This is a genomic window from Aliivibrio sp. EL58 (assembly GCF_900312675.1).
In the GTDB taxonomy this organism is placed as follows: domain Bacteria; phylum Pseudomonadota; class Gammaproteobacteria; order Enterobacterales; family Vibrionaceae; genus Aliivibrio.
In genome coordinates, this window is the sequence record NZ_OMPC01000009.1 from 815378 (window position 1) to 831346 (window position 15969).

At 36.7% G+C, this 15969-nt stretch carries 11 protein-coding genes; 6 read left to right on the forward strand and 5 right to left on the reverse strand.

Going from position 1 to position 15969, the window contains the following annotated elements:
* Nucleotides 1–115: 115 nt before the first annotated feature.
* Entirely contained in the window at nucleotides 116–2755 is a 2640-nt protein-coding gene (gene topA, locus ED622_RS14610; RefSeq protein WP_122035256.1) for a type I DNA topoisomerase, read from the reverse strand.
* 400 nt (nucleotides 2756–3155) lie between these two features.
* On the opposite strand from topA, the gene ED622_RS14615 reads away from it, so the two are divergent.
* On the forward strand, nucleotides 3156–3401 hold the full coding sequence (locus ED622_RS14615) for a YciN family protein (protein ID WP_122035258.1): 246 nt from the start codon (nucleotides 3156–3158) through the stop codon (nucleotides 3399–3401).
* Between the two features lie 72 nt (nucleotides 3402–3473).
* On the opposite strand, the gene sohB is transcribed toward ED622_RS14615, so the two are convergent.
* Nucleotides 3474–4535, reverse strand: a complete 1062-nt coding sequence (sohB, locus tag ED622_RS14620; protein ID WP_122035260.1) for a protease SohB — start codon at nucleotides 4533–4535, stop codon at nucleotides 3474–3476.
* Between the two features lie 162 nt (nucleotides 4536–4697).
* On the opposite strand from sohB, the gene ED622_RS14625 reads away from it, so the two are divergent.
* Nucleotides 4698–5438 carry a YciK family oxidoreductase gene (locus ED622_RS14625; RefSeq protein WP_122035262.1) on the forward strand — a complete coding sequence of 247 codons (741 nt, stop codon included), beginning with the start codon at nucleotides 4698–4700 and terminating at the stop codon, nucleotides 5436–5438.
* Nucleotides 5439–5552: 114 nt separating this feature from the next.
* Here the strand turns inward: ED622_RS14625 and rluB are convergent, their stop codons facing one another.
* Complete coding sequence (gene rluB, locus ED622_RS14630; protein WP_122035264.1) at nucleotides 5553–6602, reverse strand: 23S rRNA pseudouridine(2605) synthase RluB; 1050 nt, start codon at nucleotides 6600–6602, stop codon at nucleotides 5553–5555.
* A 272-nt stretch (nucleotides 6603–6874) separates the two neighbouring features.
* Here rluB and ED622_RS14635 point away from each other — a divergent pair, with 272 nt between their 5' ends.
* The 4 genes from ED622_RS14635 to ED622_RS14650 all read left to right on the forward strand — a co-directional run bounded on the left by ED622_RS14635 (nucleotide 6875) and on the right by ED622_RS14650 (nucleotide 14342).
* Nucleotides 6875–8077 carry an acyl-homoserine-lactone synthase gene (locus tag ED622_RS14635; protein WP_305764686.1) on the forward strand — a complete coding sequence of 401 codons (1203 nt, stop codon included), beginning with the start codon at nucleotides 6875–6877 and terminating at the stop codon, nucleotides 8075–8077.
* 9 nt (nucleotides 8078–8086) lie between these two features.
* Nucleotides 8087–10543: a hybrid sensor histidine kinase/response regulator gene (locus tag ED622_RS14640; protein ID WP_122035266.1), complete on the forward strand. Its 2457-nt coding sequence runs from the start codon at nucleotides 8087–8089 to the stop codon at nucleotides 10541–10543.
* 188 nt (nucleotides 10544–10731) lie between these two features.
* Complete coding sequence (locus ED622_RS14645; RefSeq protein WP_256372606.1) at nucleotides 10732–11868, forward strand: acyl-homoserine-lactone synthase; 1137 nt, start codon at nucleotides 10732–10734, stop codon at nucleotides 11866–11868.
* Nucleotides 11869–11885: 17 nt separating this feature from the next.
* The gene (locus ED622_RS14650) at nucleotides 11886–14342 is read left to right on the forward strand and encodes a hybrid sensor histidine kinase/response regulator (RefSeq protein ID WP_122035269.1); all 2457 of its coding nucleotides are present in this window, start codon (nucleotides 11886–11888) and stop codon (nucleotides 14340–14342) included.
* Between the two features lie 40 nt (nucleotides 14343–14382).
* Here ED622_RS14650 and ED622_RS14655 read toward each other — a convergent pair whose 3' ends face one another.
* Nucleotides 14383–15003, reverse strand: coding sequence for an L-threonylcarbamoyladenylate synthase (locus tag ED622_RS14655; RefSeq protein ID WP_122035272.1), 621 nt, complete (start codon nucleotides 15001–15003; stop codon nucleotides 14383–14385).
* A gap of 46 nt (nucleotides 15004–15049) precedes the next feature.
* Complete coding sequence (locus tag ED622_RS14660) at nucleotides 15050–15895, reverse strand: PHP domain-containing protein (RefSeq protein WP_122035274.1); 846 nt, start codon at nucleotides 15893–15895, stop codon at nucleotides 15050–15052.
* Between the last annotated feature and the right edge of the window lie 74 nt (nucleotides 15896–15969).

Here is a 15969-nt window from a genome sequence, read left to right on the forward strand (position 1 = left end):
TCAATCATTGTTTCAAAATAAGAACAAATATAGAATTTTGTGACACTTGCATCATAAAAAAAGAGCTGCATTTCTGCAGCTCTCATTATTTTGTCTGATTATAATGCCTTAATAATTAAGACTCTTTCTCAGCTTTTGGCTTTTTACGCTTATCGGTAATTGCCCATTTTCCGTCGATATATAACCCAGTCCAACCTGATGGCTTACCATCATTTTCAGTACGAACGTAATTTTCTTTCGTTTTACGGCTAAAACGAACTACCGCAGGCTTACCGTCAGGATCGTGCGTTGGCGCTTCCGTTAAGTAAGTAAACTTAGAAGACAAACGATCTTTAAAGCGCACTAACTCTTCCACTAACGGTGCACGTGTTTCACGTGATTTAGGGAACGTACTTGCTGCCAAGAATAAGCCTGATGCACCATCACGCAATACAAAGTACGCGTCTGATTTTTCACATTCCAATTCAGGAAGATGAACAGGATCTTCTTTTGGTGGCGCAACTTCGCCATTTTTAAGGATCTTACGAGTGTTTTTACATGTCTCACTCGTACAATCCATATATTTACCAAAGCGACCGTTCTTAAGTTCCATGTCTGAGCCACACTTGTCACACTCGACAATTGGACCATCATAGCCTTTAAGTTGGAACTCACCTTTCTCTACAATGTAACCATCACAGTTCGGGTTATTACCACAAACATGCAGTTTACGATCTTGATCTATCAGGTAAGGGTCCATTGCTGTTTCACACTTAGGACAACGCTTCTTCGCACGTAATGCTGCGGTTTCTACGTCTTCTTCAAGAACATTAATAATGCCCTCTTCATTGCCTAAGTTAATAGTTTTCTTACAGCGCTCTTTTGGTGGTAATGCGTAACCAGAACAACCAAGGAATACCCCAGTTGATGCAGTACGAATACCCATATTACGGTCACACGTCGGACATTTAATATCAGTTTCTACGATATTATTTGGTGACATGCCGCCTTCTGATTCATCAAGCTCAGCTTTAGCGATATCATCAGTGAAATCTTGGAAGAACGCGTTAAGTACATCTTTCCAATCTTTGTCGCCTTCAGCAATCTTATCTAAATTGCCTTCCATACGAGCAGTAAAGTCGTAATCCATTAAATCATCAAACGATTGATTTAGACGGTCAGTTACGATCTCACCCATTTTCTCTGCATAGAAACGACGGCTTTCAACACGAACGTAACCACGGTCTTGAATTGTTGAGATGATTGATGCGTAAGTCGATGGACGACCAATGCCTTTTTTCTCAAGTTCTTTAACCAATGCGGCTTCTGTGAAACGCGCTGGTGGCTTAGTAAAGTGTTGCTTTGGATCAAGCTGTTCTAGTTTTAGCTTATCACCAAGTTGAACGGCTGGTAATAATTGGTCTTCGTTCTTACCCATTGGGCGTTGCACGCGAGTCCAACCATCAAACTTAAGGATACGACCTTTCGCTTTTAGGGTGAATTCATCGGCTTTTACGCTCAATGTGGTTGAATCGTATTGTGCTGGTGTCATTTGACACGACACAAATTGATTCCAAATTAGGTTGTAAAGTTTGTGTGCGTCCGCTTCCATACCTTGTAGGTCGTCTACTTTCACATCGACACTTGAAGGACGAATCGCTTCGTGAGCTTCTTGTGCGCCTTCTTTGCTGCCATAAAAAATTGGCGCTGAAGGTAAATAACTGTCGCCATACTCAGAACCAATAAACTCACGTAACGCCTCTACAGCCTCTTTACTTAAGTTAGTTGAGTCAGTACGCATATAAGTGATGTAACCACCCTCATAAAGGCGCTGAGCTAACATCATGGTCTTTTTCACGCCGTAACCTAAGCGTGTACTTGCTGCTTGTTGCAAAGTTGACGTGATATAAGGTGCTGACGGCTTACTTTTTGTAGGGCGATCTTCACGCTTACATACTTCATATTCTGCTTTTTCAAGAATACTTACTGCCGCTTCCGTATCCGCTTGCGTTAGTGGTTTAAATACAGAACCATTACGCTGCGCAACTTGTAGACGGAAGTTTTCTTTGCCAGCGGTTAACGTGTCTGCATGAATATCCCAGAACTCTTCAGGAATAAACGCATTGATTTCACGTTCACGTTCAACCAAGACTTTAACAGCAACCGATTGAACACGACCTGCAGATAAACCACGAGCTACTTTTTTCCATAGCAATGGTGATGCCATGAAACCAACAACACGGTCTAGGAAGCGACGTGCTTGTTGAGCGTTTACACCAGGCATGCTTAGCTCGCCCGGAGTTTCAAACGCTTGTTGAATCGCATTTTTTGTAATTTCGTTAAAAACTACTCGTTTATAGCGTGAATCATCACCACCGATGATCTCGCGAAGGTGCCACGCAATAGCTTCCCCTTCACGGTCTAAATCGGTTGCGAGATAGATAGTGTCTGCATTTTCAGCCAGCTTTTGTAATTCAGCGACGACTTTTTCTTTGCCTGGCAAAATTTGATAATTAGCGGCCCAGTCATTGTATGGGTCAATACCCATTTTATTGATCAGGTTCTTTTTATCTCTTTCTTTCTTAATGCGTGCTTTATCTTCAACACTCATACCTTTGGTCGACGGTGCTGCTGCTTTTTTACCAGTGCTTGTCGAACCCATAGGCAAATCACGAACGTGACCTACACTGGATTTTACGATGAAGTCTTTGCCAAGGTATTTATTAATTGTTTTTGCTTTGGCTGGTGACTCCACGATAACTAGAGATTTACCCATAATGTCTCACTAACGTCCTCGTGCTGAAATACAATGCTGTCGAAAATAACGATGTCCACAGCTATAAATTGAACTTTTATCTATATATTACTATTGAGGGAGGATGGCACTACGTCAACCACTTTTTTTACAATCGCTACTGAATGGTCGTAGTTTGGGCAGTTGTTAACTAGATGTAATTACAAATAAACCCATCATCAAACTTCCTTTTTACAGGCCGTCTCTATTATCATTTACTGACTAATAGCTCAAAACGTGAGCTCAATACCTTGCACTGGCTCACAATAAAATTGCAGATCTTTCATTAATTTTTATTTTACTCGTCATGATTTACATCAATTGTATTTTTAATTCTTTATGCTTAAAATCCCTCTTTTATATAGCAAAAAATGAGTGAGATATGAGCAATAAAAAATCCATTTCTGAGGCTGATTTACTATTAATTGCCAACCAAATCATTCAAGATCACGAAAACTACGTTGAAGGTATGCGAGCAACGAGTGTTGAAGAAAAAGAAGAAGTTTTAGTATTTAAAGGCGAGTATTTTTTGTCTGACCAAGGCCTGCCAACTGAGAAGACAACCGCTGTATTTAATATGTTTAAACACCTTGCTCATCAATTATCAAAAGAGTTTAGCGTTAAGTAATTACCACTAATTACAAACAACAAAAAAGGCTGAAATAATCAGCCTTTTTTAATATAAAATACGTCACCCAAATTAAACGATTGGACGTTGTCCTTTACTGATTAAACGCATAAATACATTTTCTGCAGACTGCCCTGCAATACCTGCAATTTTAGCCCCTAACTTTTTCTTCTGTACGTAATGAATCGCTAATACTTCGCGATCCTTACATGCTTTAGTTAGATAATCATCTGATGTTTGAATCGCATCAATCAGACCCAATTCTAGCGCTTGTTTACCAAACCAATGCTCACCGGTAGCCACCTTTTCAAGGTCTAATTCTGCACGGTGTTCATGGATAAAATCTTTAAATAATACGTGAGTTTCTTCTAGCTCTAATTGAAATTTCTCACGTGCTTTATCACTGTTTTCACCAAACATTGTTAAGGTACGCTTGTACTCACCAGCGGTCAGTTGTTCAAACTCAATATCATTCTTTTTCAGTAGCTTACTAAAGTTTGGTAATTGTGCAACGACACCAATAGAACCAACAATCGCAAATGGCGCTGCAATGATTTTCTCGCCAATACATGCCATCATGTAACCACCAGATGCGGCTACTTTATCGACTGAAATCGTTAGTGTAATATTAGCATCACGTAAACGATCCAATTGTGATGAAGCAAGACCATAGCCGTGGACCATACCGCCACCACTTTCAAGGCGAACAAGAACTTCATCCCCCTCAACGGCGATAGCTAAGATAGCTGAAACTTCTTCACGAAGGCTTGCTACTTCTTTGGCATCAATACTGCCTTTAAAATCTAAAACAAATAAACGAGCATCACGTTTAAACTCTAAAGCACCAGATTTTGCTGCCTGCTTCACTTCCTTTTGTTTTGCTTTTTCAGTTTCTTTCGCCGTTTTTTTCTCTGCTTTTGCGCGTGCTTTTAACTCCGCATCATCGAATAAATGATGCTCTAACTCTGCAACTGTATCTTTATACTGCTCAGTTAAATTAGTCACTTCTAACTCGCCTTTAGCACTTGCAGATTTACCACCTACCGCTTTAGCGACAACTAAAATGGCGATAATAGAAACAACCACTGTCGCTATCTTTGCCAAAAAGAGACCGTAATCAAACAAAAATTCCAATGTAATACCCTCTGAAGTATGTTTCGTGTATTGTACCTAACTTAACCCAAAGTTAATTCATCTTATGATAGAAATTCACACTAAATGTTTATTTTTACACCTATATATCGCAAAAATTTACAGAATTACTTAGGATGAGCGTTGAAATACAAGGATTACAGAGTGGACTATCAGGTTTCAGCTGACGCATTAAAAAACAAAACAATTCTCGTTACTGGTGCAGGAGATGGCATTGGTAAACAAGCGGCATTACATTACGCTCAACATGGCGCAACCGTGATCCTTCTAGGGCGCACAGTCGCTAAATTAGAAGCGGTTTATGATGAAATTGAAGCGGCGGGTTACCCGACCCCAGCCATTGTTCCTTTAGATCTAAAAGGGGCAACAAAACAGCATTATGTTGATATGGCAGAAACCATTCAGAGCCAATTCGGCAAGTTAGATGGCTTACTACATAATGCAGGCCTTCTTGGTATGCTAAGTCCATTTGAGCAATTTGAAGAAGCTATCTTTGATGAAGTAATGCAAATCAACGTTAAAGCACAATTCTTAATGACTCAAGCTTTGCTTCCTGTATTACAGCAGTCTGATGACGCTCGCATTATTTTCACGACTTCTACCGTTGGTCACCAAGGCCGTGCTTTTTGGGGAGCTTATGCTATCTCTAAATTTGCAACAGAAGGCATGATGCAAACATTGGCTCATGAAATGGAAGGCACTCAAGTTAAAGTAAATGCTATTAATCCGGGTGGTACTCATACTCGCATGCGTGCACAAGCTTTCCCTGCTGAAGATATTAGCTTACTGAAGACACCTAAAGATCTAATGCCGCTGTATGTTTATTTAATGGCTCCTAAAAGCCTTGACGTTAATGGCCAATGTATTGATGCACAGCCGAAATAAATAATAAGCCAGTTTATATTGGTATGTGTATCTAAAGAATAAAAAAAGGGTTGAAACCATATGGCTTCAACCCTTTTTATTTGTCTGTTTTCTAAGTCAACTCAACAATTCAACTTAACGCTGTCTTGGTGCTGATTTAGGTGCTTTACCATTTGGTGAGAATTTACTTCTTACTGGCTTAACACCTGGTGCTGGCTTCTTGCCTTTACCACTTGGCTTAGCGTCACCCGTTGAACTGCGTTTTGCAGAAGGTAATGAACTACCTACAGGTTTCTTATTGTTGCGACCACGACGACCAGCAGGAACATTACGCTCCTCTGTTGTACGCTCATCATAACGCTTAACTGCGCGACGGATCTTTTGAGATTTAGATTTAGCACGCTTACGTGATTCTTTATCTACATCTAAAAGACTTTCTTTTTCATGTGGTAGCTCAACCATTTCACGAAGGTAGTTAACATCCTTCAGTTCAAGCTCCATCCAACCGCCACGAGGCAATGCTTTTTCTAGGAAAATATCACCGTAACGAACACGTTTTAGACGGCTAACTGTTACGCCTTGAGAATCCCATAAACGACGAACTTCACGGTTACGACCTTCATTGATTACCACATAGAAAGTATGATTCATACCTTCGCCGCCAGCATACATTACGTCTTCAAAACGAGCTTCACCATCTTCTAGTTTTACACCAGAAACAAGGTTTTTAACCATTTTGTCGTTAACATCACCAAATACACGGCACATGTATTCACGTTCAACTTTACGACTTGGGTGCATCAAACGGTTTGCTAGCTCACCATCAGTTGTAAATAACAACAGACCAGCGGTGTTTGCATCTAGACGACCAACAGATACCCAACGAGAATCTTTGATTTTTGGTAAACGATCAAAAACGGTACGACGACCTTCTGGATCGTGGCGAGTACATAACTCACCTTCTGGTTTATGGTAAGCAAGAACACGACAGATTACTTCAGTAGACTCTTTTACCGATACAACATGGCCATCGATACGAATTTTCGCATCAACATTTTCTAGGCGATCACCTAGCTTTGCAATCTGACCATCAACACTAACACGATTAGACTGAATCATCGTTTCTAATTCACGACGAGAACCAAGACCAGCTCGTGCTAATACTTTCTGTAATTTTTCGCTCATTTTTTACCTTATTATGTCGCCTTCACAGGCGTCAATTAACTTTATTAATCAAGAACCTAGCTATTTTAGATAGTATTTCTCAATCACTTTAAAATTCTATGGAGGGTGATTATACAATAAGGTTGTGACGAATGGTAAAAAATTAAGCAAAAATTTATGGCTTAAAATGATTTCCAGTATGATTAGAAATGCTGAACGTATGACAGCATTTTATTAATACAAAAAGGAAATTCAAATGGAAAAATTAAACCGTTTACTTAATGCTTTATCTCGTGATCTTGAAAATGGGGCCGCACAAAAAAAACCAGTGTGATTATTTTATAGAAATATTCGATTCACACTGTAATGAAACAGATAATCACACTCTTCTACAAGAGATTATAGAAAACAGGAAAACGTTTATTTCAAATCAACTTGGTGAATCTAACATAGGCAATTTAGCCGATCTATTTTCGACTCAAGCCGCAAAAGATATCATAGGAAAACAAGCTAGTCCCACGCTACCCAAACACTATTTTCTTATTGAACAAGTTGCCCTACGCCTTTTTGGTTGCTTGCTGTCCTGCTGGACCGAATTGGAAATCTTCAGAACCATTAAAAACTCCACCCTTACCATTATACAAAATGCAGATAATGCTCATCATACTTACAATTCTCCAGTAATAAATGAACACTTCCATTATGAAATAGTTGCAGATATTGCATTAGACACTCGACTATTTCATACTGAGTTTTGTGATCAACCATTGCGGCTTTCTGATGCTATTGTACTCATTAATATCGCCACATTTATTAAAGAGCATCAATGGTATGAAATGCTAGGTATGCTCAATATTTCATCAAAAGGTGAGCACTTTATTTTATATCAATTTAACGACAAAAGTGCCTACCCAAATATCATTTCTTCTGCCTTAATTAACTCAGCCCCCACTTCTCGTAATTGGCTTTTTTTTGATGATTTTTTCCAAAGTTCAAAGTGGCAGCCAATCCATCAATCGTATTCGATCCTCAATTTAGAGTGTGCAACTAAAATCTCAACAACACTAGGTAAGTCTCAATTAATGAATAAATCATCAGATGATATTGAAAAAAGCATATTTTCTTCTATTTTAGATCACAAAAAAGTATGTGAAGCCATTAGACTCACTGTCAGTGGCTCAAAATCAAAAGCTAATTTTTACTTATATTTGGCACAAAAAGGGTTAGCAAATGCCTTAAAAGAGAGTGGACGTGATGTAGTTTTTACTATCATAGAGAAGCCCGCGATGGTTTTGTTCTATCAATCAATGAATATTGATACTCCAGAAGCATCTCCCTATCTTTTTACTAGTGCACAAGATATCAATAAAAACGGGGTTGTCACCTATAAAGGTATTTGGCTCCTGAAGAATGCAACACTTGCTTTTAATCAATATAATTTTAAAGAGTATAATGTTAAGATTATTGGGTTAAGAAAACTACTACGAAACCATTGAGCTTTATAAATGCAACTAGCCTTACCTAAAGTTTATTTATTACTACTAACCAGTGCAACGGTATTGCTTTGGGTTGGCTTTTTTGTCCGTTCTCACTATAAAGAACGGACAAAGGTTAATACTAACATTTACTTTTCATACGTTCTTTATGCTGTATTTATCGTATTATGGATACTAAGCAATGCTTACTTTCAGTCTTCATTATTAGTCCTATTTAATGAAAACATGGCAATAATAATGGCTATTATTGCCAATATTACCTCCTACCTTGCTTTTGCATTTGCCTTTTTATTCTCGTGCTATCTTTCATCTAATAGAACTGATAAAAAACTATCTCCGTGGCAATTTTGGTTAGCAACTACAGCAACGGTACTCGCATTTATACTAAATTTAACACCTAATCAGACTGTAACTGGTGTTGATATTGTATCTCCAGGTAATTTTACCATTGAGTTTGGACCTTTCGCGCCTTTCTTTTTTGCTAATGCCTTTCTTTTTATTATTCTCACTATTTTTAATTTCATTAAATTAAGAAAAAGCGACATCAAACTCAACAGAGAAAAGTCCATCTATTTATTATTTGGTATTTTTGTTTATATGTCTTCAACTATTGCCTCACAGATAGTTATCCCTGTACTCTGGAATGATTTTTCTTATACATGGCTACCACCAGCACTATCAATAACCGAAGCATTATTAATTGGTTATACATTAGTTTACCATCGCCTTTATAGCTTAAGGTATATTTCTTATTGGGCATTATCCTATGCAATGAATGTCGTTATTTATCTAATACCTATCGCAATACTCTATACTATGGATTTAACATTCAATTTATTGTTAATCGGGTTTGGGGTATCTATCGGCCTACTATGGAAACGTACGCTTAATAAAGCAAAAATCTTATCTAGCTTATTAATATATAAGAATAAAAAAACACCCGTAGAACAAATATTTGAGATTGCTGAAGAATTTAAATATTCTAGTAATGAGGCAATGAAAAAACTTGCTCTATTGCTCAGCACACCACAAGAAGACCTTCTGCTAGTAGGGCAGAATGCAAATTATAATATTTTCATACCCCATCTTAATCAATCAAATTCAGCATTAGTAAAGGACGAATTAGACTACCAACTCCATTATGCATCTCAGTATTCTCAAGCAGGACTTCATCAAGTTCAAAAAGAAATGGACTCAACAAAAACAGCATTAATTCTTCCTATTTTTGGAAAAAATAAACTTATCACGCATCTACTTATCTCATCGAATAAACGAGATGGTACTACCTTTTCAAATGAAGAGATTACAGCAATTCAATGGGTGCTAAGCAAAGTTCAAGGCTATATTGAAAGCGAGCGTAAAGTAAATCAATCTCAAGCATTAGCAAGCTCTATAGCTCATGAGATGCGAAATCCACTATCACAACTCCAATACCATTTTGAACGCATTGGCGCACATTCAAACGAAGCCGTTATCAATGCTGAGTTGCAACAAGGTAAACTAGCGATTCAGCGTGGAGCTCAACTAATTGATGTTATTTTAAGTGAAAGTAAAGGATCTGAAATCAATCAGGATTTATTTAAACATTACTCAATCTCAGCATTAACAAATCAATTTATAAATGAGTACGCTTTTGAATCAGAAGATATTCGCAGTCGCATAAAGATCAATCTTAGTGATGATTTTACCATTAATGTTAATGATACTCTTTTTGGTTTCATTCTCTTTAATTTATTACGCAATGCTATTCATTATTTTAGAAATAGTGACAGCGAAATATCAATAAAAATAATTCAAGGAAATACTGTTAACTCCTTAACTTTCAGAGATACAGGTCCTGGTATAGACTCTAATATATTACCGAATATCTTTGATGATTTCTTTACCTACAATAAAGAAGGAGGCAGTGGTTTAGGGCTATCTTATTGCTTAAGAGCGATGAATTCTTTTGGGGGGAATATTTCTTGTTATTCAAAGAAAGGTGAATTTACTGAATTTGTTCTTAGCTTTCCAAAAATTCAGGATGAAAAAAATTCAAATACAATAATTCATAGTAAAACTGACTTTATTTATCAGAAAAATAAAACTCAAGAACAAAATATAATAAATAAATCGATTAAAACCATTCTTATTGTTGATGACAAAAAAGTACAGAGAATGTTAATCCAAACATTTATTTCAAATGATAACGTTAATACCTTACAAGCTGAGAACGGTGCTCAAGCTATCGATATAGTTAATAATAATAACATTGACCTCATCCTTATGGATTCGCGTATGCCTGTGATGAATGGAATTCAAGCGGCTAAAAAAATAAAGCACACTTACCCATCGCTTCCTATCATCGCTTTAACTGGTGAGGCAGATCATGCCGAACTAAAAATAATATCAATAATTATGGATGATCACTTAACTAAACCGATTTCTAAATCACAACTACTGCAAGTTTTAGATAAATGGATATGAAAATTTAAACAAAAAGTCATTACTGATACTGATTTCCAGTATGATAAAAATGCTGAGTGTATAACAGCAACTTCTATCATCAAAAGGAATAAAAATGAAGACTTTACATCAATTATATATATCAATTACTTCTTGTCTTAGTAATGAAGTAACCCAAAAAAAATCATTCAATAGAACTCATCGAAGTCATTTATCAATACAGTAAAGAAATAGATAACCCACACATTTTTCAAGAAATAATCGAGCATAGAAAAGAGACCATATTAGGCAAAATAAACTACAGTCACTCAGGAAATCTTGCTTCTATATTCTCAACACCAGAAGCTAAAGAGCTGATAGCAAAATCCCCTTGTAAGCAACTCCCCGAACAATACTTTATTATTGAGCAACTCTCTCAACGTATTTTTGGCTGCTTATTGATATGTTGGACAGAATTCGAAATATTTAGAACCATTCAAAATTCAAATCAAATCTGCAATAACAAAAAACAACGACAAACGTACCCAAGCGCTCAAGTCATAAATGAGCATTATCATTATGAGATTGTTAGTGATACTGCATTAGATACTCGCCTATTTCATACTGAATTTTGTGAGCAACCACTATTACTCTCTGATGCTATTGTTCTGATAAATATTGCTACGTTCATTAAAGAACACAAATGGTATGAAATGCTCAAGATCCTTAATATTTCGTCAAAAGGGGAACACTTCATCTTGTATCAATTTGATGAAGAAAGTGACTACCCAAAGATTATTTCATCGGCACTTATTGAACCTTATCATCAAAAGAAAAACTGGCTATTCTTCGATGATTTTTTTCAAAGTAACAAATGGAATAAAGCAGAAAGTTCAGAAGCTATTACCCAATATTTTCCAGACTTCTCTTCCCAAAAAAACCAACCATGTGATTATTTTAATACACTTTCTTGTTCTGAACTCGAAAATGCAATGTTTTCTTCTATAGTAGATAAAACACGTATGTGTGGCGTTATTCGCTTTACCGTCAACGGACCTAAAATGAAACTGAACTATCATATGTATCTCGCACAAAAAGGCCTAGCAAACGCTCTGTTCCTTTCAGGAAGAGATATGATTTTTTCTATTATAGAACAGCCCGCAATGATACTTTTCTATCAAGAGATGAATAACGTAGAAAGAGAGCATATGCCTTTTGTTTTTACTGGTTATCAAGATATAAATAACTCAGGATTAGTCACATATAAAGGGATTTGTCTTACAAAAAATGTCCGTTATGTTTTCAATCAATATAATTTTAAAGAATATAATGTTAAAATTATCCAAAGAAGAAAATTATTAAAATGATGATGAGTTTGTTATAAATGTTAAGTGGCCTCCCAAAAGATAATTTATTACTGTCTATTGCCGTCTTTATCTTATTATGGGTGGCCTATTTTATCCGATCTTTGTTTAAAGATCGGATGGAAGTTGACCCTAAAGTTTATCATCCATATATTGCCTACTCTATTTTTATCGTTCTTTGGATCTTAACCAATTACTATTTTCAATCTAATTTATTAGTTAAATTTACTGAACGTACAGCGATACACGTAGCACTACTTGCTAACTTAAGCTCATATTTTGCGTTTAGTTTTGCCTTCTTATTTTCTTGTCGCCTAGTATCAACAGAGAAAAACAAAAAATTAAAAACGTGGCAAGTGGTTCTTTTTTATGCTGAAACAACGTTTGCTCTTGCCATCAATCTTATACCAAACTTAACCGTTACTGGCGTTACTATTGTCGATAAAGGCCTTTTTACTATTCATTTTGGTCCATTTGCGACTCTATTTTTTCTTAATGCCTTCGTATTCATTGGCTTAATAATTTATAATTTTACAAAATTAAGAACAAGTAAAATAAAACTGAATAAAGAAAAATCGACTTACTTATTGTTTGGTATTTTAATCTTTATGTCTTCCACTATTATTTCTCAAATAATAATACCGACGGTATGGCACGACTTTTCATTTGCTTGGATACCACCCGCCCTTTCTGTTACAGAAGCCGTTTTAATTGGTTATACGTTGCTTTACCATCGCTTATACAGCTTCCGTTATATCTCTTTTTGGGTTGCGTCTTATACGATGACCTTAATCGTCTTTCTTAGCCCTTTTCTCTATTTTTATAATAACCACCAAGAAAACAGTCTATTCTACAGTAGTATTTTATTGATAATTTCCACTGGTTTATTTTGGAATAAAATACTTTCAAAAGCTAAAATGCTCTCTAGTTTATTAATATACAAAGACAAAAAAACACCGGTAGATAAAATATATAAAATAGCAGATGAATTTAAATATTCAACTCAACATGCTATTGAGAAATTGGCTTCTCTGCTTGGAACACCACAAGATGATCTACTCTTAGTCGGTAAAAACACAAACTACAATATCTTCATACCACATTTGAACCGATCAAATTCTGCATTGGTGAAAGATGAGTTAGATTATCAAATTCACTATGCTCCAGAATCAAATCATTCTGAGCTACATCAAGTCCAAAAAGAGATGGATTCCCATAAAACAGCCTTAATACTACCTGTTTTTGGAAAAAATAAGCTGATTTCTCATTTGCTTATCTCTGCAAACAAACAAGATGGCTCTACTTTTTCTAATGAAGAGATTACCGCTGTACAGTGGGTATTAACCAAGGTTCAAGGGTATATTGAAAGTGAACGTAAAGTACGCCAGTCTCAAGCACTTGCTAACTCTATCGCCCATGAGATGCGTAACCCTTTATCACAACTTCAATACCACTTTGAACGTATTGGCGCACACTCAAAAGAAACAACGATCAATGATGAATTACAAAAAGGCAAATTGGCGATCCAACGTGGTGCCCAACTCATTGATATCATTCTCAGTGAAAGTAAAGGTTCAGAAATAAACCAACATTTATTTAAGTATTATTCCATTTCAGAATTAACCAATCAGTTTATAAATGAATATGCTTTTGACTCAGAAAAGATTCGTAACCGTATTAACGTTAATCTAAGCGATGATTTCACCATACATGCTAACGATACTTTATTTGGTTTTATCCTCTTTAATTTATTACGTAACTCCATTCATTATTTTGATAACTTAGACTGTAAGATATCAATACAGTTAACTAAAGGGAACACGACCAATTCTTTAATCTTTAGAGATACTGGGCCTGGAATTGATTCAAATATATTACCAAATATCTTTGATGACTTTTTTACTCATAATAAGAAAGGAGGCACTGGTTTAGGGCTATCTTATTGCCTAAGAGTTATGCACTCCTTTGGTGGCAATATTGCCTGCTATTCAAAAAAAGGGGAATTTACTGAATTCGTTCTGAGTTTTCCTAAAATAAATAATGATATTCAGCCAATAACTCAACCTCGACAAGTACAACAAGACATTACATTCGAAACGAATATCACAAATAACAACTCGGAAAGAACAATACTTATTGTTGATGATAAAAAAGTACAACGAATGTTAATACAAACCTTCATTGCCAATGATCATCTCACTATTGTTCAAGCCGAAAACGGAGCTGAAGCGGTTCAAATTGTAGATAAAATAGATATTGACCTGATCTTCATGGATTCCCGTATGCCTGTGATGAATGGAACTGAAGCGGCTGAAAAAATTAAAGCGACTCACCCATCAATTCCTATCATCGCTCTTACTGGTGAATCTGGTCATGAAGAGATAGTAAACATCACATCAGTAATGGATGATTATTTAACCAAACCAATATCTAAACCACAATTGCTGCACACTCTCGAAAAATGGATAAAAAAATAGCCAGACACTGCTGGCTATTTATACACTCTGTTCTTTTTAATTATTGAAACGGGCTAGGATCACCAGCACCAATACGAACCACATTGATTTCATCATCACTAAAATCAACAACAGTTGTTGGTTGTTCACCTAAGTAACCACCATTCATAATCAAATCCACCGCATGCTCAAGTTGATCACGAATCGCCTCAGGATCTGACTCTGCCACCTCGTTACCCGGTAAGATCAAGGTTGTCGACATTAGCGGCTCCCCTAATGCTTCGAGCAGATCTAACGCAATTTTATTGTCAGGTACACGCATACCAATAGTCTTACGTTTTGGGTTCATAAGACGGCGAGGGACTTCTTTAGTGCCTTTAAAAATAAATGTGTACGCACCTGGCGTATTATTTTTCAATAAACGGAAAACACTATTATCAACACGAGCATAAATTGAAAGCTCAGAAAGATCGCGGCATAACAAAGTAAAGTTATGTTTATCGTCTAAACGACGGATCTGACAAATACGTTCTAATGCCTGTTTATTCTCAAGCTGGCAACCTAATGCATAACCTGAATCGGTTGGATATATAACCACCCCACCATCACGAATGATAGCAACCGCTTGGCTAATTAAGCGGGCTTGTGGGTTATCTGGATGTACATAAAAAAATTGGCTCATTATTCCTCCTGCCTAGCAGGTCATTGTTATTATTTAAGGATTAAGCCTACTCAAATGTTGGTAAATCCCATTCTTGCCATACTGGAACCACCCCTTCAGGCAGCCATAAATTTCTTCCAAGCTCAGTCCAAGGGGACGGATAATGGAAATCTGAACCTTGTGACGCTTGTAATTCGTAATCAATTGCATAGTTTGCCAGCACTCGTCGCTCTTGTACGCCTTGCTGAGGTAGAGCAACTTCCATTGCGTCCCCTTTTGCTTCAACAAAAGCAACTAACAATCGTTTAATCCACTTTGCTGTTAAATTATAACGCCCAGGATGAGCTAATACTGCCGTTCCTCCCGCATTATGAATCACTTTAACGGCTTCTTCGATTGAGCACCAATCCGGCGGAACATACCCTATGTTATTGCGTGTTAAGAACTTTTTAAATACCGCTTGCATTGTTTTTGCGTGACCTTGGTCAACTAACCACTTACCAAAATGCGCTCGTGTTAATGACCCGCCATTAGCAAGAGCCACGGCACCTTCAAATGCTCCTGCATAACCGGCTTTCTCAAGTCGCTCAGCCATTTTTCGTGCTCGTGAGTCTCTACGTTGCGCTTGTTCTTCTATCAATGCAATTAATTCAGGGTGATTAACGTCAACATTAAGGCCTACAACATGAATATCCTTGTTGCTCCATAATGTAGAAATTTCAATACCATCAATTAAATGCACTGGTAATTCTTTTTCTTTAATCGTTTGGTGGGCTTCTGCTAAGCCAGCGACCGTATCATGATCGGTAATTGCTAAGACTTTTACATCAAAACTTACGGCTCTTTCTACTAATTCAGCAGGAGACATACGTCCATCCGACGCAGTTGTGTGACTATGTAGGTCTATTTTCATAATAATTCTTGACTTTCACCTCGCGTACTAGTTTACTGGTACGCAGTTAAACACTTTCTCAATGAATAATTGAT

Coding starts and splice junctions, on each gene's coding strand:
- topA (WP_122035256.1), bottom strand. CDS start 2,755: ATGGGTAAATCTCTAGTTATCGTGGAGTCACCAGCCAAAGCAAAAACA.
- ED622_RS14615 (WP_122035258.1), top strand. CDS start 3,156: ATGAGCAATAAAAAATCCATTTCTGAGGCTGATTTACTATTAATTGCC.
- rluB (WP_122035264.1), bottom strand. CDS start 6,602: ATGAGCGAAAAATTACAGAAAGTATTAGCACGAGCTGGTCTTGGTTCT.
- ED622_RS14640 (WP_122035266.1), top strand. CDS start 8,087: ATGCAACTAGCCTTACCTAAAGTTTATTTATTACTACTAACCAGTGCA.
- ED622_RS14650 (WP_122035269.1), top strand. CDS start 11,886: ATGTTAAGTGGCCTCCCAAAAGATAATTTATTACTGTCTATTGCCGTC.
- ED622_RS14655 (WP_122035272.1), bottom strand. CDS start 15,003: ATGAGCCAATTTTTTTATGTACATCCAGATAACCCACAAGCCCGCTTA.
- ED622_RS14660 (WP_122035274.1), bottom strand. CDS start 15,895: ATGAAAATAGACCTACATAGTCACACAACTGCGTCGGATGGACGTATG.